The organism is Aliikangiella maris (assembly GCF_040719265.1).
GTDB lineage: Bacteria > Pseudomonadota > Gammaproteobacteria > Enterobacterales > Kangiellaceae > Aliikangiella > Aliikangiella maris.
Genome location: NZ_JBFDAH010000011.1, coordinates 80,400 through 105,523, shown reverse-complemented (window position 1 = coordinate 105,523; position 25,124 = coordinate 80,400). Strand labels below are relative to the sequence as shown.

Annotated in this window: 20 protein-coding genes; 4 read left to right on the top strand and 16 right to left on the bottom strand. The window is 38.8% G+C overall.

What is annotated here, in order from left to right; all coding sequences use genetic code 11:
• Nucleotides 1-405 carry a GNAT family N-acetyltransferase gene (locus tag ABVT42_RS12030; protein WP_353895947.1) on the bottom strand — a complete coding sequence of 135 codons (405 nt, stop codon included), beginning with the start codon at nucleotides 403-405 and terminating at the stop codon, nucleotides 1-3.
• A gap of 303 nt (nucleotides 406-708) precedes the next feature.
• Here ABVT42_RS12030 and ABVT42_RS12025 point away from each other — a divergent pair, with 303 nt between their 5' ends.
• Nucleotides 709-1,083: an FHA domain-containing protein gene (locus ABVT42_RS12025; protein WP_353895948.1), complete on the top strand. Its 375-nt coding sequence runs from the start codon at nucleotides 709-711 to the stop codon at nucleotides 1,081-1,083.
• On the opposite strand, the gene ABVT42_RS12020 is transcribed toward ABVT42_RS12025, so the two are convergent.
• Entirely contained in the window at nucleotides 1,080-2,282 is a 1,203-nt protein-coding gene (locus ABVT42_RS12020; RefSeq protein WP_353895949.1) for an MFS transporter, read from the bottom strand. The genes ABVT42_RS12025 and ABVT42_RS12020 overlap by 4 nt on opposite strands.
• Nucleotides 2,283-2,818: 536 nt before the next feature.
• Here ABVT42_RS12020 and ABVT42_RS12015 point away from each other — a divergent pair.
• Nucleotides 2,819-2,956, top strand: a complete 138-nt coding sequence (locus ABVT42_RS12015; protein WP_353895950.1) for a DUF3149 domain-containing protein — start codon at nucleotides 2,819-2,821, stop codon at nucleotides 2,954-2,956.
• A gap of 45 nt (nucleotides 2,957-3,001) precedes the next feature.
• On the opposite strand, the gene ABVT42_RS12010 is transcribed toward ABVT42_RS12015, so the two are convergent.
• The 7 genes from ABVT42_RS12010 to ABVT42_RS11980 all read right to left on the bottom strand — a co-directional run bounded on the left by ABVT42_RS12010 (nucleotide 3,002) and on the right by ABVT42_RS11980 (nucleotide 14,397).
• On the bottom strand, nucleotides 3,002-4,036 hold the full coding sequence (locus ABVT42_RS12010) for a polysaccharide deacetylase family protein (protein WP_353895951.1): 1,035 nt from the start codon (nucleotides 4,034-4,036) through the stop codon (nucleotides 3,002-3,004).
• 131 nt (nucleotides 4,037-4,167) lie between these two features.
• Nucleotides 4,168-5,589 (bottom strand): dihydrolipoyl dehydrogenase, encoded by a 1,422-nt coding sequence (gene lpdA, locus ABVT42_RS12005; RefSeq protein WP_353895952.1) that lies wholly within the window; start codon nucleotides 5,587-5,589, stop codon nucleotides 4,168-4,170.
• A gap of 72 nt (nucleotides 5,590-5,661) precedes the next feature.
• Complete coding sequence (gene aceF, locus ABVT42_RS12000; protein WP_353895953.1) at nucleotides 5,662-7,326, bottom strand: dihydrolipoyllysine-residue acetyltransferase; 1,665 nt, start codon at nucleotides 7,324-7,326, stop codon at nucleotides 5,662-5,664.
• A 14-nt stretch (nucleotides 7,327-7,340) separates the two neighbouring features.
• A complete protein-coding gene (gene aceE / locus ABVT42_RS11995; RefSeq protein WP_353895954.1) occupies nucleotides 7,341-10,016 on the bottom strand; it encodes a pyruvate dehydrogenase (acetyl-transferring), homodimeric type in 2,676 nt (891 codons plus the stop codon).
• Nucleotides 10,017-10,476: 460 nt separating this feature from the next.
• Nucleotides 10,477-11,334, bottom strand: a complete 858-nt coding sequence (ampE, locus tag ABVT42_RS11990; RefSeq protein ID WP_353895955.1) for a regulatory signaling modulator protein AmpE — start codon at nucleotides 11,332-11,334, stop codon at nucleotides 10,477-10,479.
• 88 nt (nucleotides 11,335-11,422) lie between these two features.
• Nucleotides 11,423-11,965 carry a 1,6-anhydro-N-acetylmuramyl-L-alanine amidase AmpD gene (gene ampD / locus ABVT42_RS11985; RefSeq protein WP_353895956.1) on the bottom strand — a complete coding sequence of 181 codons (543 nt, stop codon included), beginning with the start codon at nucleotides 11,963-11,965 and terminating at the stop codon, nucleotides 11,423-11,425.
• Nucleotides 11,966-12,063: 98 nt separating this feature from the next.
• A complete protein-coding gene (locus ABVT42_RS11980; protein ID WP_353895957.1) occupies nucleotides 12,064-14,397 on the bottom strand; it encodes a DUF1631 domain-containing protein in 2,334 nt (777 codons plus the stop codon).
• Between the two features lie 391 nt (nucleotides 14,398-14,788).
• Between ABVT42_RS11980 and ABVT42_RS11975 the strand changes: the two genes are divergently transcribed.
• Both ABVT42_RS11975 and nadC read left to right on the top strand, forming a co-directional pair.
• Complete coding sequence (locus tag ABVT42_RS11975; RefSeq protein ID WP_353895958.1) at nucleotides 14,789-15,355, top strand: retropepsin-like aspartic protease family protein; 567 nt, start codon at nucleotides 14,789-14,791, stop codon at nucleotides 15,353-15,355.
• A gap of 44 nt (nucleotides 15,356-15,399) precedes the next feature.
• Nucleotides 15,400-16,290, top strand: a complete 891-nt coding sequence (gene nadC / locus ABVT42_RS11970; protein ID WP_353895959.1) for a carboxylating nicotinate-nucleotide diphosphorylase — start codon at nucleotides 15,400-15,402, stop codon at nucleotides 16,288-16,290.
• 87 nt (nucleotides 16,291-16,377) lie between these two features.
• Here the strand turns inward: nadC and ABVT42_RS11965 are convergent, their stop codons facing one another.
• The 7 genes from ABVT42_RS11965 to ABVT42_RS11935 form a co-directional block, all read right to left on the bottom strand.
• On the bottom strand, nucleotides 16,378-17,439 hold the full coding sequence (locus ABVT42_RS11965) for an ATP-grasp domain-containing protein (protein WP_353895960.1): 1,062 nt from the start codon (nucleotides 17,437-17,439) through the stop codon (nucleotides 16,378-16,380).
• Between the two features lie 667 nt (nucleotides 17,440-18,106).
• Entirely contained in the window at nucleotides 18,107-20,212 is a 2,106-nt protein-coding gene (locus ABVT42_RS11960) for a choice-of-anchor X domain-containing protein (protein WP_353895961.1), read from the bottom strand.
• 296 nt (nucleotides 20,213-20,508) lie between these two features.
• Entirely contained in the window at nucleotides 20,509-21,309 is an 801-nt protein-coding gene (locus tag ABVT42_RS11955) for an alpha/beta fold hydrolase (protein ID WP_353895962.1), read from the bottom strand.
• A gap of 26 nt (nucleotides 21,310-21,335) precedes the next feature.
• Nucleotides 21,336-22,229 (bottom strand): alpha/beta hydrolase, encoded by an 894-nt coding sequence (locus ABVT42_RS11950; RefSeq protein WP_353895963.1) that lies wholly within the window; start codon nucleotides 22,227-22,229, stop codon nucleotides 21,336-21,338.
• A 79-nt stretch (nucleotides 22,230-22,308) separates the two neighbouring features.
• The gene (locus ABVT42_RS11945) at nucleotides 22,309-22,986 is read right to left on the bottom strand and encodes a 2-hydroxychromene-2-carboxylate isomerase (protein WP_353895964.1); all 678 of its coding nucleotides are present in this window, start codon (nucleotides 22,984-22,986) and stop codon (nucleotides 22,309-22,311) included.
• A 10-nt stretch (nucleotides 22,987-22,996) separates the two neighbouring features.
• The gene (locus ABVT42_RS11940; RefSeq protein WP_353895965.1) at nucleotides 22,997-24,022 is read right to left on the bottom strand and encodes an acyl-CoA thioesterase; all 1,026 of its coding nucleotides are present in this window, start codon (nucleotides 24,020-24,022) and stop codon (nucleotides 22,997-22,999) included.
• Between the two features lie 124 nt (nucleotides 24,023-24,146).
• Nucleotides 24,147-25,124 carry a beta-ketoacyl synthase N-terminal-like domain-containing protein gene (locus ABVT42_RS11935; RefSeq protein ID WP_353895966.1) on the bottom strand — a complete coding sequence of 326 codons (978 nt, stop codon included), beginning with the start codon at nucleotides 25,122-25,124 and terminating at the stop codon, nucleotides 24,147-24,149.

The following is a 25,124-nucleotide window of genomic DNA, read 5'->3' as shown; positions in this document are numbered from 1 at the left end:
TTACAGCTTTTTCATAAAAAATAACTTATCTACTTGCATTATTGGAAACCCCTGGGGTAGCAGTTCACGGTTAATTTCAGCATAACCATGTTTTCGATAGAACTGGTGAGCGGCTAAAAACTTTTCAGTCGTTCCCAAATAAATCAACGCTATTGTTCCAACAATCCCACCATCGACTATGGCAACCCAAAAATTCCCTCCCTCTTTAATATAGAAATCATCAATCTCACTCAAATCCTTTTGCTCATTGGCAGTAATAGGTAAACCAAACTCATTTTGTTGAATATCAAGAATCAAGTTCATAATATTTTGATTAACATCATTCGCTTTAGCAGATTCTAATTGCCCCAAACTTGTTTTATTTTGTTCACTACTGATTAATTGAGAATAAGCCACAATCTGCATATTTCTTACCTTTTGTTATTTTGTTCAGATAAACACGGTTGTACTGTCAAGCAGTATCTCTTATTGCTTTTAATTCGGTAATTTAATTTTTCAGGTTGATACCCAATCAGCATTACAATAATTATCACCCGTTAACCACACGATATTATTAACAAAATAAGCAGATATCATCAATTCCGCATTTATAGTAGATAATCGCTATTGCTCACTATCAAATCGATTGAAGTCAACAGATTTACTCTTTCTGAATACTCAAAAAGTCAGTTACAATAAAGAATAAAATGCAAATATAACGGTGATCCGATGGCAATCCTTCTCCAGTTACTCGATGATAATATCTTGAATAAGTTTGAAATAGGCCCCCAAGGCATTACTATTGGCCGTTCAGTCAAAAATGATATTGTTCTTGATAATCCCTCTGTCAGCCAGCAACATGCTAGAATCCTCGGTAAGGAATTAAAAGATGGTGCCAGAATTTGTTTTATTGAAGACTTAAAAAGTACCAATAAAACTTTCGTGAATAATAATGCCATTGAGCAATGGCCACTCTCCGATCAAGATATTATTGTTATTGGTACTAAAAGTTTTAAGTTTGTCGATCCTGAAAATGAAAAACTGGCCTCAACAAAAGCTTTTAAAAAAAGCTGGATACCGGGCATGTTCTTTTTAGAAGACTAAACAGCTTTCACGCCAGAGTCAGTTTGTAACGCCTCAGTTTCAATATGCTGTTTTAATAATAACTCCCTGTCGATTAACTGAGAAAGCCCAAGGGAAACTAGTGCCATAGCGGCGCCTAAATAAAAAACCATGGCAGGATTGGCTAACCAAATCAGTCCAAATGCTGCTGGAATAACAACAGCGGCAATATGATTAATCGTAAAACTAACGCCAGATGAGGACGCAATATCTTCAGGTGCCGCTATTTTTTGGAAAAAGGTTTTAATTGCAATCGCCATCGCGAAAAATATATGATCAACCACATAAAGTCCTGCGGCAATATAGGCATTATCCACCAGACCATAACCTACAAACACTAAAATTAATCCACAGTATTCAATTGTTAATGCTTTTCGCTCACCGACTTTTCCAATCCAATGACCAATTTTTGGTGCAAAATACCAGTTGAACAGATGATTAACAATATACAGTGATGCAATATTAGATGCAGAGTAGCCAAATTTTTCCACCATCATGAATCCGGCAAAAACTATAAATATCTGACGTCTGGCGCCACTGAAAAATGTTAGTAAATAGTAAAGCCAATAACGCTTTCTGAGAATTAACTTTTTATGTTGCTCAACAGGCGCTGTAAACTTGGGAAAAGTCAGCCATAACCACAAAAATAAAATGAATCCAATTGAACCTATTATCAAATAAGCGGTGGAATAAGACAGCATTAATACAGCGAAAAACAACCAGATTACAGCATAAGTCACCAATGAAACAATGGCTTTAATTGAAATTAATTGCCCTAATACCGCTGGTGCTTCCGATTTGCTTAACCATTGAAGAGATAGCGAGTTATTAACTGTCTCAAAGTAGTGAAACCCGACTGACATTAAAACGGTGGTGGCGTAAAGTCCAATTTCAAAAGGAAACAGTCCGGTAATGGCAACACCAATACTCATTAAACATAAGGAAATGAGCGCCAAAGTTTGTTCACTAATAACCAACAATAAAAATACTGCGGTAAAGGCAAGAAATCCAGGAACTTCCCTTAAACTTTGTAACATACCAATTTCAGCGCCGGTAAATGCAGCCCGTTCAACAGCAAAATTGTTTAACATGGCCAACCACCCGGAGAAAGTGAGTGCCATTAAAACAGAAGTTAAAATGAGAAATGCTTTTTTACTACGATAAGATTCTGGAATGCTCAAGGGCCTGTCCTACATCGGTTATCCAAATCTGGTATCAGAGAATTTGAAATGACTATTCCAAAGCTATAAAACCTGATATCCAATACTCAATTTTAACTGATTATATCTATCTCTTCATGCGGTTACTAATGATAATCAGTGTAAATATAAATAACTATTTATGAGATATAAATCAATGAGTAAAACACTTTACTGACCGATTTATAGTCCCATTTTTAATCTCGCTTATAGTGTCATTTATAAATTGAGATTTTTTAGACTATTTGTCTTCAACAAAATGAAATAGTCATCAAATTTAATCAATTAGTCATAGAATTTAACTAAATTCGACACGTCACATTTTTCTTTCAACATTGCAAGTAAACACAACAAAACTAGTCTTTATCAGTTTGACCTAGATCACGGAGAAATGTCGCAAAATCGATTACATTAGTTTTAACTAATTTTGTTAATATGATTTGAAGGTGATATTTACCAAGTTTACTTGTCCCAAATATCATTTCAATCAAGTTCAATCCAATTGACAGGAGGTAGCAATGGGTGTTCTTAAAGAATTATTTACCAGCCCAGAAGGTTTAATGAGTTTATTTGTCATTTCATTTATGGTGTGTATGTTTATTTTATTGGCTTATTTAGCCATAAAAAAAATGAATCAAAAGCCACCGACACAATAATCGACTAACGGATTAATACTTTATTTTGCTGCTGGCTTACGTTGATTATTCTGTATACCAGCTGCCATCTTGTAGAGGTCGAATCCAAGGTTGTGAAAACCAATAAAATTCGCCCTTTACTTTCGTTGGCGCCGTACAATTGTAGCGCGAGCGCGCAAAAGGTATATCCTTTTCTGGTTTAAATATCCAGTTGTTTTCTGCTAGGCTAATCTTAGTTAAACGCCCCTGCCCCGATAAGTAGCATTGTATATCAACCGCTTTAAATGTGGGGTCAAGTTGTAATTGCAATTGGGGACGGTGTTGGTGATTAGTTAAAACATGCTCTGTCAGAATACGATTATTTTGATCAAGTAGCACAATATCAGTTATTGGTAATGCCTGTGTATTCACTTTTAATATAAAATCATTTATATCGCCATAATTTCCACCAAATGGAAAACGGGGAATAACTTGTTGGTCAACATTCACAGCCACTGCGCCTGAATGTTGGGCAAATCCGACAAAGCCAAGCGTTTTAAGAATTTTAGTCAAGGCTAAGTTAAACTCTCCATACGGATAAGCAAAAGCACGTATTTTTTGAGGAAAATGTTGCTCAATTAATTGTTGTGCTTGTAGTACTTCATTAGTAATGCGTTTATTCCATTGCGCGTCACTTTCATTGGCCAAGCGCCGAATCATATGCGGATGTGCTACTGAGTGATTTGCAATTGTAGCGCCATTTGCAGCCAGTTTACCGAGTGTTTCCCATGTCATTACTAATGACGACTGTTCTGTTATAGGCTGAGTATTTATAAAAACTGTAAATGGAAACCCGTAAGTTTTTAGAATTGGTGCAGCCTGGGTAGCAACCGATTGATAACCATCATCAAAAGTAATTAAAACTGTCTTTGGTGGAAATGGCTTTTGAGTCCTTAAATATTCAATAAACTGTGCTAAATGAATAACATTAAATTGATTGCTGGCCAAGTAAGCCATATGCTCACGAAATAACTGCGGGGATATACTCGTTGCAGAAGGGGTTTGCAGGTCAATATGATGATATTGTAACACTACCGCTGCATTACTATTAACAGCGAACAAAGCGGCCGCCCAATAGATAAAAATGCCAACTAACCTTTTTATCGACAATGTTTTATTGAATAATTTTTTCATAAGTTCAGATTGATAGACAAAAAAAAGAGCGAAATATTCGCTCTTTTTTAATTCAAATATTATTTCTTTTTTCGTGCAGGAGGCAAATCTGTACAGGTTCCTTCGTAAGCCTCAGCAGAAAATGCCAATGACTCAGAAAGTGTTGGATGAGGATGAACAGTTAATGCGATATCTTCTGCTTCACAACCCATTTCAATAGCAAGAGCCGCTTCACCAATAATTTCGCCTGCATTAATACCTACAATTGCAGCGCCGATAATACGATTGTTTGATTTATCATAAATACTTTTTGCAAAACCTTCGGTTCGCCCAGCACCAATTGCACGTCCACTCGCCGCCCAAGGGAATGACCCAACACCGTAATCAATACCTTTTTCTTTTGCTTCTTTTTCAGTTAAACCAACCCAGGCAATTTCTGGATCAGTGTAGGCAACACTTGGAATACATTGAGGTTCAAAAGCGTGCTTTTTACCGGCAATCACTTCAGCAACAACATGAGCTTCATGTGTCGCTTTATGCGCCAGCATAGGTTGACCAACCAGATCGCCAATGGCATAAATATTAGGAACATTAGTGCGTAATTGCTTATCGACCGCAATAAATCCTCGCTCATCAACATTAACGCCAGCTTTAGCAGCATCAACCAGATCACCATTTGGACGACGGCCAACTGCCGATAAAATACGATCATAACGTTGCGGCTCTTTGGGTGCTTTTTTGCCTTCAAAAGTTACCCACAGTCCATCATCTTTTGCTTCAACTTTAGTAACGCTTGTTTCTAACATGATTGACTCATATTGTTTACTAACGTAACGATGTAAAACTTTAACAACGTCTTTATCAGCTGCAGGCACTAATTGATCAAACATCTCGACAATATCAATTTTACTACCTAACGCACGATAAACAGTTGCCATTTCCAAACCGATAATACCGCCACCAATGACCAACATTTTTTCTGGCACATCTTTCAGTTCTAACGCACCAGTTGAATCGATAATTCGCTCGTCATCAGGCAAGAATGGTAATTGAACAACACGTGAGCCAGCAGCAATGATACAGTTTTCAAAGTTAATGGTTTTAACTTCGTCACTACCTTCAATAGATAAAGTATTAGATGAAGTAAATTTGGCAATGCCTTCAACCACTTTAACTTTACGCATTTTAGCCATACCGGCTAATCCTTTGGTCAGCTGACCAACAACACCTTCTTTATATTCACGGATTTTATCGATATCGATCGTTGGTTCACCAAAAGAAACACCATGAGACTCCATGCTTTTCGCTTCATCAATTACTTTGGCCGAATGTAATAAAGCTTTAGAAGGAATACAACCTACATTTAAACAAACGCCACCCAACGTTGAATATTTTTCAACCAAAACAACGTCTAAACCCAAGTCAGCTGCACGAAACGCTGCGGTGTATCCACCGGGTCCCGCACCAATCACAACAACTTGCGCTTTAATGTCATTACTCATAGTGTTTTCACCTTTTTCATTTGATTTGCCTGATGTGCATCGAGCACACCAGGAATTCCTAAAGGGTTCTGCTTATTTTAAAAGAACCCGTCGAATATCGTTTAAAGTCTGAGACAGATGAACTACAAACCGTGCCGCATCAGCACCATCAATAACACGATGATCATATGATAACGACATGGGTAGCATCAGCCGAGGTATAAATTCTTTGCCATTCCAAACCGGCTGCATTTTGTTCCGCGATAATCCTAAAATGGCAACGTCGGGCCATTTTACAATAGGCGAGAATGCAGTACCACCTATTCCTCCCAAGGATGAGATGGTAAAGCTACTTCCTTGCATGTCATCAGCTGATAATTTTTTCTCTCTTGCTTTGCCCGATATTTCCGCCAGCTCAGAAGCCAACTGGTATATACCCTTTTGATCAACATCACGAATCACCGGTACAGTCAGACCGTCGGGTGTTTCAACAGCAACACCTATATGATAATAATTTTTAAGAATAAGGTTTTCACCATCGTTTGCCAGCGAGGCATTAAACTTTGGCATAGCTTTTAAAGTATAGACCACGGCTTTCATAATAAAGGCAAGTGGCGTTAGCTTTACACCGTCGTGGGCCGCTTCGTCTTTGAGCGACTTACGGAACGCATCCAATTCGGTAATATCGGCATCTTCATGTTGGGTAACATGTGGAATACTAATCCAATTACGATGTAAATTAACACTACTGATCTTTTGAATTCTTGAAAGTGGTTTTTCTTCTACAGGTCCCCACTTTGCATGGTCAACTTCGGGCATTTGTGGTGTTGCAAATGCACCCGTAGCGGCAGTTGCTTTTGGTCTGGACAGTTCAAACTTAATATAATTTTGAACATCTTCTTTAAGCACTCGGTCTTTAGGTCCAGTTCCATTGATTTGCGATAAATCAGCACCTAGTTCGCGAGCAAAACGACGAACCGAGGGACTCGCATGGACCACACCGCCAGAAGCCCGCTTTTTCATTTGCGGATGCTCAGGTACTGGCGCAGTTTTCGTTGGTTTATTATTCATTTCAGGTGCTGAAGCTGTTACAGCGCTTGTATTACTTGACGCTGGAGCCGCGGGAGAGCTAGCAGCTGCACTTTTAGCCGGAGACGAACTACTAACCGTTTGCATCCGACCTATTTGATGACCTTGCGAAACTTTGTCACCAACTTTAACCGTTAATGCCAAAATCGTTCCAGCAGCAGGTGCAGGGACTTCCATAGTTGCTTTGTCAGTTTCCAGTACAATCAATCCCTGATCTTTGGTAACACTGTCACCTTCAGCAACTAATACTTCAATGACATCAACATCGCTGGCATCACCAATATCGGGAATCACCAAATCACTTTCTGCAGTTACCGATTCAACAGCCGGTTCAGCTGCATTAGATTCCGCAACAGCTTGCGGAGCACTCGCCGTTTCAGTTTCTTTAGGTTGCGCAGGCTCAGCAGCTTGAGGCGTGCTTCCACTAGCCGCAGCTTCAACCTCCAAAATTAATGAACCTTGAGACACTTTATCGCCTACACGGACATGGATTTTCTTAATAATACCGGCTTCACTTGACGGTACATCCATAGTCGCTTTATCTGTTTCAAGCGTGATTAATGAATCTTCTTTAGCAATTTGATCGCCTTCGGCAACCAAAATATCAATTATATCAACGTCACTGACATCGCCTATATCTGGGACATTGACCGAAATTAAATTACTCATTGTCAATCTCCTGCTTAGCTATATAGTGGGTTAGGTTTATTAATATCAATGTTATACCGCTTAAGCGCTTTAGTGACTTCTTTAACTGGGATTTCACCTTCATCAGCTAATGCTTTTAACGCTGCAACAACAATATAATAGCGATCTACTTCAAAGAAACGACGCAAGTTTTCGCGACTGTCACTACGTCCAAATCCATCAGTTCCCAAGACACTGTAACGTGCAGGCACAAACGCTCTAATTTGCTCTGCGTAAGATTTCATCGAGTCAGTTGACGCAATCACGGGCCCTTCTTGACCTTTCAAACAGCTTTCCACAAAACTTACCGTTGGCTTTTTAGATTCGGGGTCCATCAGATTTTGACGTGTTGCATTCATACCGTCACGCGCAAGTTCGTTAAAGCTGGTCACACTCCAGATATCTGCACTCACACCAAAATCTTCATCCAGTAAATCTGCAGCGGCAATCACTTCATTAAGAATCGAACCACAACCTAATAATTGCACTCTAGGAGGCTTTTTCTTGGCGCGAGTTTTTTTGCCTTCTTTGAGTAAATACATTCCTTTAATAATGCCCTCTTCACTTCCTTCAGGCATCTCACCATGTACATAGTTTTCATTGAGTGTTGAAATGTAGTAGAAAACGTTTTCCTGGTTTTCATACATACGACGCATACCATCTCGAATAATCAGCGCTAATTCATAAGCATAAGTCGGGTCGTAACTAATACAGTTAGGTATGGTTGAAGCCAGTAAATGGCTGTGACCATCCTGATGTTGTAAACCCTCACCATTTAAAGTAGTACGGCCAAATGTTGCGCCAATTAAAAATCCGCGTGCTTGCATATCACCCGCAGCCCAACATAAATCTCCAATGCGTTGGAAACCAAACATCGAGTAATAAATGTAAAAAGGAATCATTGGCAAATTATTATTCGAATAGCTTGTCGCCGCGGCAATCCAAGATGACATCGCGCCCGCTTCATTAATCCCCTCTTCAAGGATTTGGCCTTTTTTATCTTCTCGGTAATACATTACTTGATCAGAATCGACAGGTTCATATAACTGTCCTACCGAAGAATAAATACCAATTTGACGAAACATCCCTTCCATCCCAAAGGTTCTGGCTTCATCTGGAATAATTGGAACAATGCGCTGCCCAATCTCTTTGTCCTTTAACAAAACATTCAAGACTCTGACAAACGCCATAGTAGTAGAAATTTCACGACCATTTGAACCGCCGGTAATCGCACTAAATGCTTTAAGGGGCGGAATGGTTAAACTTTCAGACTGCATTCTTCTTGCGGGTAAATAACCGCCAAGCGCAGCACGTTTTTCTTTAAGATATTGAATTTCCGGGCTGTCATCACCTGGATGATAAAAAGGCAGCTCTTCCAGTTGTTCATCTTTAATGGGTACATTAAAACGATTTCTAAATTGTTTTAATGCTTCAACATTCATTTTTTTCACCTGGTGAGAAATATTTTTTCCTTCCCCACTTTCACCCATGCCGTAACCTTTAACCGTTTTTGCCAGAATAACGGTTGGTTGGCCTTTATGATTAACTGCCGCATGATAGGCCGCATAAACTTTTGTTGGATCGTGTCCACCACGATTAAGTCGCCAAATATCGGAGTCTGACATGTTAGCCACCATTTCAAGCAATGCTGGATCTTTACCAAAGAAATAATCCCGGGTAAATTTTCCACCTTTAGACTTATAATTTTGGTATTCACCATCAACGGTTTCTTCCATGATTTTTAATAATTTGCCATGTACATCCTGAGCAATTAATGGATCCCAATAACGCCCCCAAATCACTTTAATAACATTCCAGCCCGCGCCTCTGAATCCACCTTCGAGCTCTTGAATAATTTTACCGTTACCACGCACGGGCCCATCAAGTCGTTGTAAATTACAGTTAACAACAAATACCAGGTTATCAAGCTTTTCACGACCAGCCAGTGAAATAGCGCCTAATGATTCAGGCTCATCCATTTCACCATCCCCCATAAATGCCCAGACTTTTCGGCCTTCTGTATTTGCCAACTCTCTATCTTGTAAATATTTTAAAAAGCGCGCCTGATAAATCGCTTGAATCGGCCCAAGTCCCATTGAAACCGTAGGAAATTGCCAAAAGTCAGGCATCAACCAAGGGTGAGGATAAGAAGACAACCCATTTCCATCAACTTCTTGACGGAAATTCTTCATCTTTTCTTCTGGAATACGGCCTTCTAAAAATGCTCTAGCATAGATACCCGGTGATGAATGCCCCTGAAAATAAACCAAGTCACCTTCTTGTTGTTCATTCGATGCTCGAAAGAAATAGTTGAATCCAACATCATATAAAGTGGCCGATGAAGCAAAGCTTGATAAGTGTCCACCCAACTCTTGATTTTTTTTACTGGCCTGCAACACCAAAACAATCGCATTCCAGCGAATAATAGAGCGCAAACGCTGCTCCATTTCTTGGTCGCCCGGAATTAATGCCTCTTGAGAAGTGGGAATGGTATTTAAATAAGCTGTTGTTGCTGAATAGGGTAAATGGGCCCCGGAGCGACGGGCCATATCGATCAAACGTTCAAGTAAAAAGTGGGCACGTACTGTCCCCTCTTCTTCCAGTACGGCTTCTAATGCATCGAGCCATTCCTGGGTTTCTATTGGATCGACATCTTGATATTTATCAGACATGAGCTTCCTCGTTTATTAGAGTAATGATAATTGTTCAATGACTGCAAAGCATAATAAGAAAGAACACTGCCAACTCTTTACCCATGACAATTTATCACTTGTAAAATTGCTAACCAGTATAGCAGTTAACTATCATCAGGCTGTTTTAGTCAAACAACAGCAAACCGTACTTATATAAAAAGGAAGTCTGGAAATATCGATATCTATCTGAATCATTCGCTCGGATAGATTAGATTTCAAAGTTGATAATTTGCTTAAAATCGTGACTTCATCAAAAGTACAGAACAGCACCCATTGAAATATGTCGTGCAAATTAACACTTTCATTCAGAAATAGCAATATTTAGCCTGACTAATAAAATTTCAAAATAACAAATTCGTTTTGATTTTCATAAATCTGTCAAAATGCATTCATTAGATACACAATTGAAAACTTTAATTAGCAAGGCTAATAAAAATACCTACCAAAAAGCAAGTGGTGTTAGTGCCGCAGTGACCACCAAATATATGATGACAGTCCTATCTACCATAGCTAAAGCATCTTTATTTTCTTGAACATCGCCATTGCTAGCACGCATATCAGCATTTAACGCAGCCATACCTGTTTCACAAATAATCAGTCGGCTACTAGCCGTTGTATCAGTAAAATAGTCTCTGACGCGGTTAAACCCATTAACAAAATCACCACCGAGTAAAAATAAAATACTGGTCAAACGGGCTGGCGCCCAGTCAAACCAATGTAACACTTTGGCGATTAAGTCAGTTTGAGTCTCATCCTCGGCAAGCAAGCATAACTTTCGATATTCGTGCGCCAGTCGATAAATCAGTGCGCCAAATGGCCCAAGAAAAATAAACCAAAATAGCACCCCAAAGTAACGACTTTGACTCTCAGTCAATATCGCTCTTGTTGCATCGCGCACTAACTCTTCACTTTGTGGCAGTCCATCTAACAATGATTCTTGTTTAAGACAAAGAAAAGCGGCTTCGCTGTCTCCTCGATCTAGAGCCAAAAAGTAAGCATTAAACGTTTCATTCAGCGGCTTTGGTCCCAGTGATAAAAACAAGACGCCGCATGACATAATAAACATAATTAATGCATACAAACCACCATCAAACAGATTAATGAACAAATAGAGTAATAACACTGGCAATAGCAGGACGATCCAGACTTTTGTCCAGCCATAAAAAAATGACTGTTCGCCAAGTGCTTGAACAATTTTGCTCTGATACTGTTCAAACCAGTTAAATTTTCGGTATTTGCTCCCCCATTTGAAATAAAACTCCAGCGCAAATACCAGTAAAACTGAAATGAGTGTCATAATTAGTTTCCAGTTTATGTTGAAATTATTGTGGTGATTATTATAAATAAAATCTCTGGGAATTTCGTTATTAAAATGAGCAACTTACTCAGGATTCAATACCATCAAGGTAATAATGCCAGTCAAAACTTATGCCGGGATCTGTTTTTCTACCGGGTGCAATATCACAATGTCCAACAATCCTTTGGGGTGTTAATTGAGGGTACTCAGCAATTAGCTGCTGGGTGACTAGTTGAAGTGTTGTATATTGTGCCGATGTATAAGCTAAATGATCGGTTCCCTCTAGCTCGATACCTATTGAGAAATCGTTGCAGTTTTCATGTCCGTTGTACTCCGAAACACCCGCATGCCAAGCGCGTTTATCGAATGCAACAAATTGTATCAAAGCTCCGCAACGCTTAATAAACAGGTGGCTTGATACCCTCAAATCGCGTATTGATTCAAAATAGGGATCAAGCGAACAATTCAATTTGCCACAAAAAAAATCTTCAACAAAATCATTACCAAATTGCTCTGGAGGCAAACTGATATTATGAATGACCAGTAAGGAGATATCATCAGGATCTGGCCGCTCATTAAAATGAGGGCTTGGAATTTTTGTGGCTAATTCAAGCCAACCATGTTTAATCATATTGAAAAAATCAGAAAAACAGCAGGAATAGCCAAGAGATTAGCAGCTAATGAAATAGAATAACAATCTTATTAAATAGTTTGACGTTGCGCAGACCATTAGCCATCAGCTTTCATAGCACGCAAATTCGATATGACCGACTCTAAAGCCCGGTCGAAAAGTGCTTCATCATCGATAATTTTTAATCGGCCTTTTTGATATTCAGCCGCTAAAGCGTCGGTATAAAATTCAGCCATTTTTACGCCAAGCCGATTAACAAAAATATATTTACCTGTCGCTGTAATTTTAGCCGCAAGTTTGCAACGAACGGCTTCATCTTCGATCAGCAATTCAACCCATAATCCAGCTCGCAAGCCCTCAATAGCTTTAAAGCTGGCCGGTTTTAATTGAAAAGGCTTGGCAGGTTCTTCAGGCAATCCCAATTGTTCTTTAGAAAAGCCAATTTCGTGAATTTCAACTTTCTCTTGTACAGGTTCAGGTAATTGTGGCTCTTCGATTTTTTCATTCGCCGCTTTAGAGTCATGCGTGGTAATTGTTTCTGGAATTAACGGCGCTGGTTCCAGACGCAAAATTTCTTCTTTACTACCGGCTTCAATAATTTCCTGTGCTCGTTTAATGATTCGTCGATGAGTATCTTCAAGTTCTTCTAAAAAATGAGTTGCATCGATTGGCGACAATGAAACAATATCAAACCCTTTACGCAGATTTTTGATCAAAATGGGAATTCGACTAATTAATTTTTCGAGCCCTTGGGCAGACTCAACTGGTTGTACACTCCAAATCAATAACTGTGCTATTTTTCGGGCTTTTTCCCAACCCTCATCATTATCTTTAAGTCTTTCTAAAAACAGAACATTAACCCAGACATTTTTAAGAAGTAAGCGGGCGGCTTCAGGTACATGACGACCTCGGCAAATTTTTTCCAGCTCAGAATTAACAATTCCTCTGGCACTTTCAGCTTTTGCTTTACCTTCTTCAGCTTCTCGAGTGCGACGCTCAAAAATATCGGCACGCTTTTGAATTTTTGATTGAAACTCGCGAAAATCATCTAATAACATTTCAAATATAGAAATGTCGTCGTCAAAGTTATTAATGATTTCTTCACAAATTGCCTGTATCTTATCTCTCATGCGATGCGCTTCGACATCACTGGGATCCCACGAAATACCAGCACGAGCAATTTCATTTAGTAAAATTCGCGCACTATGGTTTTTATTCGAGAAAAAGTTTCTATCAACCAAGCCCACTTTAAGCATCGGAATTTGCAACCGCGCTAAAATTGATTTGATTTCAACATGTAAATTTTTATCATCTAAAATAAAATCAAACAACATGGAAACAATATCAATCATATCCTCATTGAATTGCCCGAGTTGTGTATTTTCAAGATTTGATGAAATATCTGACAGTTGATTGTCTAATTGATGGCGTATATTGACTTTGCCACTACCGACCTGAGGTGCATCAAGTTGTAGTTGAGTGAGAGCTGCCAGCAATTCGTTATTACCAATTTCTGGTAATTGGCTATTAGTAGATTGGTTTGCCGCAGATTGACTACTCGCGACACTAGTAATCGATGAACTACGTGCGCCTGCGAGCAAGTTTTGCATTAAAGATAATACCTGCTCTCCTGCACTTTTTTCAACGTTAGCCGAATGAACATCAGACTCATCATTTACCGCTCGTTCCATATAGGAATGATGTGGCGAGCTGCTTTTTTTCTGAATCGGTTTTCGCGAGCTCTTTAATTCAGGTAGCACACCTTTATCAATAAAAAATTGATTTACTTGATGATAAACATCAGGCAATTCAACCACGACAACTCGCTCAAATAATTTATAAATAACAAGCAGCGATTCAATTCCCATTTCAAGGGTAGCGGTTGCGGATTTAAATGCGTCACAAATAAACGCCGGTTCAAATGGATTATTTTCCTGCGTCACAGAATGTGAGGTAACAATTGTATCTAAGCGAGTACGGATTTGTTCAAGTGCTTCGTTATTTGTATTGCGAGCCTTTTTGACGATACTATCGATAGCAATGCCTTCCTCCAAATCACTATCATCTACTAAAGCGATATTTTCAAATGACAAAGAATCATCACCATACAAGTCTTCGCTGTGTTGTATTTTGCCAAGATTTTGACTAAACGAATGTTCAATTTGCTCATGAAAATTTCGAATAATGCGATCTTTTTTCATGCGCAACATACGCATCGCATCAAAATGAGCGTTATTATAACCACTGTCAGACATATCAAACAGGCAATCGTCCGCTTGCTCGAACATCCCCTGCAAGCTTTTATCTAAAGCCTGACAGCAAATTGAACGTGCTTTCTCTACTAAAACGGGTAAAGGACGACTAACCTTTCGCTTAGCAGCAACAGATTTTGATTTAGACGAAAAGTCTAATATGTGGCTTTTGTTACCCACAACGCTTACCTCTGAATAAGATAAGATTTGAGTGATGACTCAAAACTGACAACTGGGACACTCCAATTCAATATAGTCCAATTATTTTGAATACTATGTGACCTGTTACTCAATTTATCATTAAGTGTTACTTAAAACACAGGATAAATTTTCGACGAGTTCGTCGAAGAATTGTCAGCAAATTTTAGTTATAATGGCGCGACAGATTCATCACAAAAATAATATAAAAAATTTACAAATTAAAAGTAAAGTAACTAACGCAACCGAATAACAATACCAAATAACACTACAAATTATAGGGGTTGAGTTATTTTCGAGTACTTATCATAATAGGAAATTAAACAGATTTAAACAATTAAGATCTCGTGACAATTTAATAAAATGAGTATTTATGTCTTATCAATCTAATCAACCGCCAGAACATCCTAATGATGAAGCCAACCATCAGCCAAACAGTACTGAAAAAATTGGCCGTAATATGATGTTTATTGCCTGGGGATTTGCCATTTTACTGGCAACCTGGATTTTTGGCATGTGGGAACAAAAGCAGATCAACCCGAATACATCGCCAGTCAGTCATCGTGTTTCTGGGGCGACAGAAGTCGTACTAAAAGCCAATCGAGCCGGTCATTATGTTAGCGCGGGATTAATCAACCAAAAACCGGTAACGTTTATTGTTGACACCGGAGCGACTAGCGTTGCTGTGCCAGGCGAATTACAACAGCAATTAGGATTGATTAGCGGACGGAGCATGTATGCGGAAACAGCCAATGGCACAGCCCAGGCTTTTCAAACTGAAATTCGCCGACTGGATATCGGCGATATCACTTTGTATAACGTTCAGGCTTCAATTATACCAAACATGCGCGGCAAAGAAGTTTTACTGGGTATGAGCGTACTTAAACAACTTGATTTTGCTCAAAAAGGTCAACAACTCATCTTGCGACAAAACCACTAGCTGTTAAAATAGCCTGCTATTTTTTTAACAGGTGGAAAAATCCATTGAATGCTGCACAATTTCAGCAACTGCTGACCCATGAAATTAAACAAATGTGCCATATTGCGCTGACTGAAGATTTGGCTGGTGAAGGCAATCCAGATATTACCGCTGAGTTAATTTCACCAGCAACCACCGCAACGGCTACTTTAATTTCCAGAGAAGCAGGCATTTTATGTGGAACCGCGTGGGTCGAACAGGTATTTGAACTGCTTGGCAACGATGTATCAATTAGCTGGCAGACGGCAACCGGTCATCGCGTTAAAGATGGCGACCCTATTTCTGCTAATCAGACACTTTGCACTCTTAAAGGTAATGCCCGAAGCCTGTTAACTGGCGAACGCAGTGCGATGAACTTTTTGCAAACCCTTTCGGCAACAGCAACACGTACGGCACAATATTTACAGCAAATCAGCCATACTCAATGCCAACTCCTCGATACCCGCAAAACAATTCCGGGTATGCGCTTTGGACAAAAATATGCCGTCAGTTGTGGTGGTGGTACCAATCATCGTCTAGGACTGTCAGATGCTTATTTAATCAAAGAAAATCATATTATGGCCTGTGGTGGTATTCAAGCTGCACTCGCCACAGCAATTAATAATCATCCTGATAAACTACTAGAAATTGAGGTGGAAAATCTCGAAGAACTCAGTCAAGCACTTAATGGCAAAGCTCAAGTTATCATGCTGGATAATTTCAGTTTGTCAGATATGCAAGCCGCCATTCAAATACGTAACCAACACAGTAACCAGGCAAAGCTCGAAGCCTCAGGTAACATTTCGCTTTCTACAATCGCCAAAATTGCTGAAACTGGCGTCGACTTTATTTCGGTCGGAGCCTTGACTAAAAATATTGAAGCGATGGATTTATCAATGCGCATTATACTTGAATAATCATTCTGCTTGGCGCAACCTGAGTTAAGTGACTGCGGTTGCGACTTGCAAATCAAACAAGCAGCGTAATTAATAAAAACAACTTGATTAATGAAAACGACTTAACAAGCGTGCAAAAATGGGTCGCCAATCGCGCGTAATTATTGGCAACATGGTTTTATAATTTTTATCCAGCAACTTTTTTAATGGCACTTTAATCGGACCAAAGGTTATCGGCGTAAACCCATTAAAGTGTACCGCGTTACCTAACGCCATTTGACATGCCATATCAACAAAGTTAACGCCGGCTAAATGAGAAGCCAGCAAGCTTTGCCAATAACGCGAATTAATTTCTAAAATATAAATATCCTGAGTATGGGTATCTAAAATACAATCTATATGTGCAATTCCCGACCAATTTAGTTTTTGCATCAAGTCTTGAGTCATATTGAATAGTTTTTGATTTTCTACGAAACGAATTGACTGTGGAGGTAAATAAGGTTCATCTTTCTCACCAACCTGCTGTTGAATTGTATAGGCTTTTATCTCACCGTTCAGACATAAAACCGAAATATCAATATCGACACCCGCAATTTTTTCTTGGTATAAATAATCAGCAGAACACTCCCCGACCGTAGCTAAGTGGTCATTTAACTGCTGACTATTATGTAAGCTGACAATTCCATTGCCTCCCGATTGTCCACTAACCGGCTTGGCAATAAGCGGGAATTTTCCTTGGTAATTGTGTGGATTAACAAGCGACGGAACAGAAATATGATTGTTAACACAATATTGAGCTAACACCGATTTATTTAACGCAATATCCAGTGATGCCAAGGGGGGTGTATGAACCAGCTTTACAAACTGATCAAGCTGCTGCTTTTGTGTTTCACAAAATACAATTGATTTTTCACAAATTGGTAATAACAGATCGATTTTAATTTGAAGGTTCAACTGTATTAATTGTTGAATAACTTGATCAGGCTGTTCAAAATTTAAATCGGCATTAATAATATTTACACCACGAGAAAGCGACAAATTTGTTTTTTTACTTTCGCCGATAACGAAGATTTCATATTTTTTTGCTCTTTCGAGACACCTGATAACAGCCAACGCCAGACCATCCTGACTTTGTGCATTATAGATTACCGCTACTCGCACTTTTTGCATAAACAATAAAGGGGTTCCATTTAAAATAGCGGCGTATTCTACTCGCCATTGAAATCATTTTAAAGAGCGCACTGCCAAAAGTCGGCCAACTACATCATATCGTCATTTAACTTTAAAAGTATCAAATTGAGATAATTAATTGAGAGTAATTTTAAATTTGCAATTGAAGGTGGGAATGTCGAAAAGAAAGTGAAAAACAAACAGAAACCAAGAAGAGCTTCTGTTTGTTCAAAGTTAGATTTAGGAACTAAACTCGATCAGAATCGGTAGTAAGGACAATGAAAAAACCACTAGGGTTTTAAACATTGCACTGTTAAATAACCGATCACTGAAACTTGCTACTTTATTTTCAGTTATCATTATGTGGTCCTATTTTGATTTTATTTATTGTTACTATTATTTTTTAATTTATTTTATTGATTTAAATCAAAGCCTCCCTTGATTCCACTCCATCATACAATAAATAAAACACAATAGGGAAATGTGAAAAGTACCAATTTCATAAATTTAATGATATTTCAACCCGAACATTGCGATTTAGAATAACTTTTTTCTATTTAGCTACAATTTTTTGACTAAAAATCGAGCGTACCAGTCAAATCAAACAGGTACGCCTCATATTTTGGTCAATAAAAAGTCAAAAAAAGTGATAAAACCGTTAATAAACCTATCGTGCAGCGCGAGAATTCATACTACTGTTACGACTACTATCTTTATACTGTGCGGTATCTCGCATACCCGTTGTATGACACCACCCTTTTTTGTGGCCTTTGTTAACCGCACCCGAAAGCTGGCCAGCCCATTTTTCAGTGGTACCGTCTTCTGGATCATCTAATAATAAATCTGTTGCCAGATGACAATAATCGTATGCCCACCAGCGAGTATTAAAAGAAGTGGTATAATAATCAACATCAGCTCTGGCCCAATTAGGAATGGTCGATAACCAGTTTGATGCACCGTTATACGTCAGGTTATCATTGGTTCCACACCCTACCCCGAACAACTCACCAAGCACAGCGGCCATACCTGCCAGCGCAGTTCCCTGATAAGGCGTGCCAACAGACTGAATACGACGTCCATTCGTTGATTTGTCAAGACCAGTCCAATATTTTGCATAGAGCTCTAGCGCTGCTGCCCCACCCTGACTATGGGCTATCACGCCAAAGGTATCATAGCCTTGGGTAAAGTCTTTTAACTTTTGAGCAAACTGGCTGTGACTACGATTTTGTTTATAGTCTTTAAACTCAACCGCATTAGTAAATTGACCTGCATTCCATACCTGTCCTGAACAATAGCCATGCACCAATACCAACTTTGAAACCGCGGCATTGCTCACTTGTAATTTGGTTGGCATGCTGCCCATTAACATTGCCTGAGTCACCTCTTGTGCGGTGCCCCCCGCTAGACGAATATTAGTCTGGCTGGCCAGTTGTTTGGCGAGTGAGGCAGGCATTAACAGTGGGATTTGCTCAACAACAGAAAGCGGTACATAAGAGTCAATTGACTGCAAGCGAACGTTTTTCAGCCAGATTTGTGTTGTATTTGTCTTAAAGTAATCTCGTTGTAACCAACGCCAATCAAAAGACAACTGCACAAAACTACCTTGTTCATCCTGTTGTACCGCGACATTGCCACCAATCCAAGTAACGGGCTTTTGCTCGCCGCCCTCCGTTGCTACCCAAATTTCAGCCCCTAAGAACACATTGTCAACTGCCTCTTTCAGCTCAGTGGTTAGGCGAATCTGTCCACGCTCTTCTGACAGAAACAATAACTGTGCTGCTGCATTCGATAATTCAATCGTGTTTTTCTCTACCACATATAAATCGGTTGTAGTTCGAGAAAAAGATAAGCCATCGTCTCTCACTCCCGTTAATTGAACTTGACTGGTATAAACGCCTGCCTCATCGGTCGGCAGCTCTACCGAATATTGGCCATCACCCGCAACCTTATCGCCATTAACACCCTTGTCATTCAAGCTTAATTGGTAAACCTTCTTTGTTGGACTGGTAATGGTTGCAGTAACATGTTGTACCGATTGTTTAAGCACCGGCGCTTGCAGCTTTTCAGCTCTAAAATTTTCTACCGTTACATTTGCTGAAGAGGTTTTAACCGTATAAGCAACCAGATTAGCTTGCGCCTGCTTAACCAACACCTGTTGATCGACATAAGAATAAAGTTGATAACCAGAATCCCCTTTTACCATTAAATAACCGATAAGTGCGCCAGCTTGATTAGCTTTAGTTGAAGCTTTTGCCGTAAATCGAACATTCCACTGACCCACTGCGGGATTATCTAACTGTAACTCAACACCGGGAAACGCTTGCTGTCCCACCTGAATATTCTCAGAAAACCTCACTAGTGAAGGATGAGACTCACTGTTAATGACACGATTATCAGGAGACTGAAGCGTGAAATCCCATGCTTTAACCTGAGGAGATAAAAATACAATCGAAGCTGTTTTTGCATTATCGACAAAAATCTGTTTTTCGATTACCCCCTGTTGACTTGTTAACCCATTTTCAACAGATTGAATATCATTTTCGTATACAGGAATAACACTCGAGTGACTAAAAATACCCAACTCTGAGGGAGGGCTCAGGCGTTGTGCTTGCATCGCCTTTGCCGGTGTTGCTATGTGCTTGGAATACAATTCCGACTGCGCAGGTGAAGCGGCATCGGCCCATATTGGTAAGGATGAAATCGTAAAAACAATAATAGTTTTTAATAAAACACTATTGAATAATTTATCTGATAAACTACGCTGTGCGCTCATTAGTCTTCCTTTCGAATCAGTTTTCAGCTGGATAATCAAAATCGCTATACTATTTTATTTACCGAGAAAATAGCTCAATTAACAATCACAAGCTGTCAGTTATTATTAAATTTTTGGTGATTAGATGAATAAACGAAGATAGCAAATTTTCTTCATCTACTATGTGCCAGTTTAGTGACATTGAGGTGTATCTACTTAAAAGAAAAAGCGCACTGATTCTCAAAAACTACAATCAATAAAAAAAGAGCTGAAGCTCTTTTAAAAATATCTCAAAAATATAAAATAAATTTGTATAATTAATTCAAGTTGGTGATAAATCGTTCTAGCTCTATTTTTAATAACTTAAATTGTTCCATCGGAATGGCATGACCAACAGAAGGAAATTCAATTGCCGTTATATTTTTAACCAGCTGTTTAAAACGTTCTGCAGTATGCTTGGGACACAACACATCCGTTTCGCCAGAAATGCATAATACCGGAATATCAAGTGTTGATAAGTGAGATTCACCATTAAACGGCAAACAACTATGTAAGACACTTTCCCAATTCTTACGTGATTGTTTTTCAAAAGTCAAAACAGCCAGTTTTTTCAATCGATCCAAATGCGCTTCATTTTTCTCAAAAAATTCAGGTGAATAATAACTGACAAACATCAACTTTCCAAAAACCTCAATGTCAGAATCTCGCAGTACATCAATAAAGTGCGAAATAATCCAGTTTTGACGGGCAAATATTCGAGAACTAGAATTGATCAAACTCAAGCTAACCACTTTTTCAGAAAATTGACGTGAATAATATTGGGCTAACCAGCCTCCCATTGAATAACCAACTAAATGAACTTTTTCTGCATCTAAGGATTCTATTAACTGGTTAATATCGTTAGCGTAAGCATCCAGACTAAACTGATAGTCGGTATGACACTGACTATCGCCAGTTCCTAAATAATCAAATAACACACATCGATAGCTTTGTTTTAAATCCTTGATGACCGGATACCAATTACTAATACCCGAAGCAAAACCATTTAAAAATACAATTGTTTCGCCTTCACCATAGACTTCGTAATACAGTTCACCACCGTCGACTAATAACTTCATAATACATTAACTCGAGATTCAGTTTATCATTCTGTTTGTGTTAAAAATTTAACCAACTTATTTTCATAGTGCTCTGGCTCAAGCCGATAAGCTTGTAAGTGTGTTGAGTTTTGATACAACACCACTTGCTTGTCTTGGATATTTTCAGCCACTTTTAAGATGTCACCTTCCGGAAAAATAGGGTCGCTGTCATTAGTAATAAACAAAACTTTACTTTGAATTTTAGAAAAATCCGGTGGCCAGGTAGTTGCCAGCATTTTTAAACCGAAATATTGAAAACTCCATTTAACCAATGGATAAAACAACTTAAACCGAAAAATACCTGGCACCATACCTAAATCACGCCCTAAGGCATCCAAAAACTTTCCGTACAAACCTTCAACCTGATGACTTGGCCCACTATCAAGAATAATATTACAGGGTTGCTTTAAGTCACGGTTAATAATGTATAAGGTCGGAAAAGTCGAAAAAGAAAAACTGTATAAACTTAAAGTATTAATTTGCGGAAACTTTCCACGTGCAAAGTTAAGTGCGGACTCAATATCATCGGTAAATCGTTCACTCATTGGCCACCAAGCGCGATCTTTACTACTACCACCGTGATTACGCAAATCAAACAATAAAACACTAAAGCCTTCACTCACCAAGCGCTGTGCAATCTTTAATTTGCTTTCTTTAAATGAGCCTATTTCATGAGTAATTAAAACCAGATGCTCGGCACCTTCAGCTTCAAGATACAAACTATCCAATTCAACATTGGACTTTGAGGGGATACGAAATTTTTGAATATCATGTACTTTTTTATACTTTTTACCGCGAGGCTTAGTATAAGGATGATAAAGCTTATAAGCCAAAAAGAAACCAAACAAAATACACGAAATCCAGGGCAATACCAAAATCCCTAGTATTAACCAAACCATTAATTTGTCCCCCTCTTATCAATGACCTTCAATGACAAAATCAGTAAGCATAGATTTAATAAAAAGCAATTATAACTTTTTAGCCACAGCCTCCAGGGTGATCCGTTTCATAATATGGCAAAAATGACGCCGAATCATTGGTGACTTCGGGTAGTTTACCTTGTAGTGAACGAATAAACAGTTCAAAACGATCAATTCCCCAAAACTTATTAAATCCGTGAACAAAAAATGGAATGCCAAAGACGCCATCTTCATAAGCTTTCATCATTTCACCAACCGATTCCTCTCGAATAGATTCATCTAAGTAGGCATTTTGTGTCGCAATAGGATCTAGTCCACATGCCTTGGCAACTTCTGCAATAACAGTCACATCACAAATATCCTTTCCTTGATTCCAGCGAGTTTGATGAATTTTATCAAAAAATAATTTTGCCTTACCTTCACGCCGCGCATAAATATATGCCAAATGGGGTATTTCCCAATGTTGATTATCAGGTGATGGGGGCCATTTAAGATCGAGTTCCAACTTACCGGTGATACGCTTAATATCCTGCAGAATATATAGATGCTTGGCTTTTGACATCGGGGTATAGTAATGTTCGCCCCCCTCGTCAGATAACAAACTGCGTGAATCATCGTCTAATTCCCAAAAGGGAATATACTCAATCTCTAGCGGTTTCACTTTTTCAAGCCAACAGGCCCCCACCCATGAGTAGGGGCTGCGAAAGTGAAAATAAAATCGACACTTTTTTTTCATTTCAATGATTTTATTTTTTATTGACGTTGTTTAATGCATCCATCGTTACATCATCAAATGTCACCAGTTTCCACTCTTTACGGCTAACATTTTTTGCATAACCATGACTGATTTCACCAGTGGCAACATGTACCAAGTTACCATCACGCTCAACATAGCAATCCATAATATGGGTGTAAGTTGATTCACGGAAAATATAATCCATACGGAAAACAGTATAAATAGTCTCCTCCATAATCGCATCTTGAAGCATTGTGATTTTGGCAGAAGGAACAACAGGAATCCATTGACGAGTATCTAAATAGGTATAAATAGAAATACCACGATCAGCCCAGAACAAGTCAGCCACTTCTTCCATAATTCTCACATAACCAGACATTTGCATGAACTTGGTGTAGTGACAATAAATGTATGGAATGTGCCATTTCCAAACAAAAACATTATCTTCTGGCTTGTAAACTTGAGAAATCAATGAGTCATCAGGATTAACTTCACCTCGTCCCGCAGAAGGATCAAATAATGGCTCACGAGGCGCTTGAAAACGTCCAGTACGATCCAGTTTAGAAACGATGAAAGGTTGAACAAAATCGGGAGCTTGTTCAAAATCAGTAACCCCATCATGCTGTTTAAACATCACCGCAATAGTACCTGTTGCCGCTTTAATTTTTTTACCATCACGATCAACAAACATTCTGAAAGCAAAAACCATTTCTTTATTTTCAGTTTTCTTAGGTTGAACTTCAATATCCACTAAATCATCTAATTTCAAACCGTGTAAAATGCGAATATTATGATCAACCAGATCAAAACAAATACCATGATCTTCATATAAACGACGCGGAATAACGCCATGCTCACGATAATATTGAATAACCGCTTCTTCAGATAAGTACATTACATGCTTAAAACCAATGTAAGTATTAATGTTACAGCCTTCAAAACGTGGATACATTTGGAAAGTTTTAACATTGTCTCTTGACAGTAAAGTTTCAAATACTTTGCTGTCAATCACTTCTGCCTCTAATAATTTATTCATTTTATTTACCTTAATTTAACAATTAAATTTATCGACTAAATTGTCCCAAAAATTCTTAACACTTAGACAAATCAGCTAACCGACTTATCTCCGCTTCATCATGCTCAATCTGAGCGGTTTAAGCCTAACCATTTAAACTTAGCTGTAACGAAGATACACCATCACCAAATGTCAGGCCGTTACTGATTAATGCTTGTTGTTGATCATTTTGTCTTAAATAAGTCAGAGCGACCAAAGCTTGATAAACACCCAACGCACCATATAACTCTCCCGAGTTAGCTGACACATCAATACACTCGATATCAGCAAACGCATCAGCCTTTAATTGTGCAACGGCTTTTTCACTGCGAGAAGAAGATTGTGAAGGTGTAAACCACACATCAGGTTTACTGAAAGTTTGTGCCAGTTTTTCTGTAGATGGAGCAAATTGGTAATCACCAACCAAACCTAAAACATTATCATCATCAGCATTAACTGGCTCTAAAATCAAACAGGCGGCCAAAAGCCCCGTTTCAATTGATTTTCCTGTGACATTATCGGCATCACACTCACTTAACAATTGGCGAGTAATTGCATTATCAGGCTCAACACCAACAACAACCATTTTTTCGGCGCGTCCAGCTTTTAGCATTTGTCTGGCAATATTAATCGCATCAACACCAGAGGTTGAGCCATTACACAGCATCAAATTAACACCTTTAAAACCGTAGCGAATAGCTATACTTGAAGGAATTACGTTACTTGATGCAACCGGTAAATTCATTGGACTAGTACTATCAACATGCTGGTCATGAATAATGCCTGACTCTTGACAAACCGTATCCATGTTGCCCAGATTAGAACTAACGATAATACCAATATTTGCCCGCTGTTCTTTTTCTAGTTCTAATAACCCACAAGATTCGAGCGCTTTGTTAACGGCGCAAAGTGCCAACTTTGTTGCTTCATCTTTATAACGCAATCCCTTTTTACCTAAAGTGGCTGCAGGATCCAATTCGCCATAAGCAATTTTGCTATCTAATGCGTCTAAAATATTTTGATTGTTCCAGCCGGGAATTTCCCAACCAACCGCAGTAATTCCAATTAATTGATTATGTGACAT

Bases quoted from the DNA above. Each gene is read 5' to 3' on its own strand.
- ABVT42_RS12030 (WP_353895947.1), bottom strand. From the start codon at position 405: ATGCAGATTGTGGCTTATTCTCAATTAATCAGTAGTGAACAAAATAAA.
- ABVT42_RS12025 (WP_353895948.1), top strand. From the start codon at position 709: ATGGCAATCCTTCTCCAGTTACTCGATGATAATATCTTGAATAAGTTT.
- ABVT42_RS12015 (WP_353895950.1), top strand. From the start codon at position 2,819: ATGGGTGTTCTTAAAGAATTATTTACCAGCCCAGAAGGTTTAATGAGT.
- lpdA (WP_353895952.1), bottom strand. From the start codon at position 5,589: ATGAGTAATGACATTAAAGCGCAAGTTGTTGTGATTGGTGCGGGACCC.
- aceF (WP_353895953.1), bottom strand. From the start codon at position 7,326: ATGAGTAATTTAATTTCGGTCAATGTCCCAGATATAGGCGATGTCAGT.
- aceE (WP_353895954.1), bottom strand. From the start codon at position 10,016: ATGTCTGATAAATATCAAGATGTCGATCCAATAGAAACCCAGGAATGG.
- ampE (WP_353895955.1), bottom strand. From the start codon at position 11,334: ATGACACTCATTTCAGTTTTACTGGTATTTGCGCTGGAGTTTTATTTC.
- ampD (WP_353895956.1), bottom strand. From the start codon at position 11,965: ATGATTAAACATGGTTGGCTTGAATTAGCCACAAAAATTCCAAGCCCT.
- ABVT42_RS11975 (WP_353895958.1), top strand. From the start codon at position 14,789: ATGTCTTATCAATCTAATCAACCGCCAGAACATCCTAATGATGAAGCC.
- ABVT42_RS11965 (WP_353895960.1), bottom strand. From the start codon at position 17,439: ATGCAAAAAGTGCGAGTAGCGGTAATCTATAATGCACAAAGTCAGGAT.
- ABVT42_RS11960 (WP_353895961.1), bottom strand. From the start codon at position 20,212: ATGAGCGCACAGCGTAGTTTATCAGATAAATTATTCAATAGTGTTTTA.
- ABVT42_RS11955 (WP_353895962.1), bottom strand. From the start codon at position 21,309: ATGAAGTTATTAGTCGACGGTGGTGAACTGTATTACGAAGTCTATGGT.
- ABVT42_RS11950 (WP_353895963.1), bottom strand. From the start codon at position 22,229: ATGGTTTGGTTAATACTAGGGATTTTGGTATTGCCCTGGATTTCGTGT.
- ABVT42_RS11945 (WP_353895964.1), bottom strand. From the start codon at position 22,986: ATGAAAAAAAAGTGTCGATTTTATTTTCACTTTCGCAGCCCCTACTCA.
- ABVT42_RS11940 (WP_353895965.1), bottom strand. From the start codon at position 24,022: ATGAATAAATTATTAGAGGCAGAAGTGATTGACAGCAAAGTATTTGAA.
- ABVT42_RS11935 (WP_353895966.1), bottom strand. From the start codon at position 25,124: ATGTCACATAATCAATTAATTGGAATTACTGCGGTTGGTTGGGAAATT.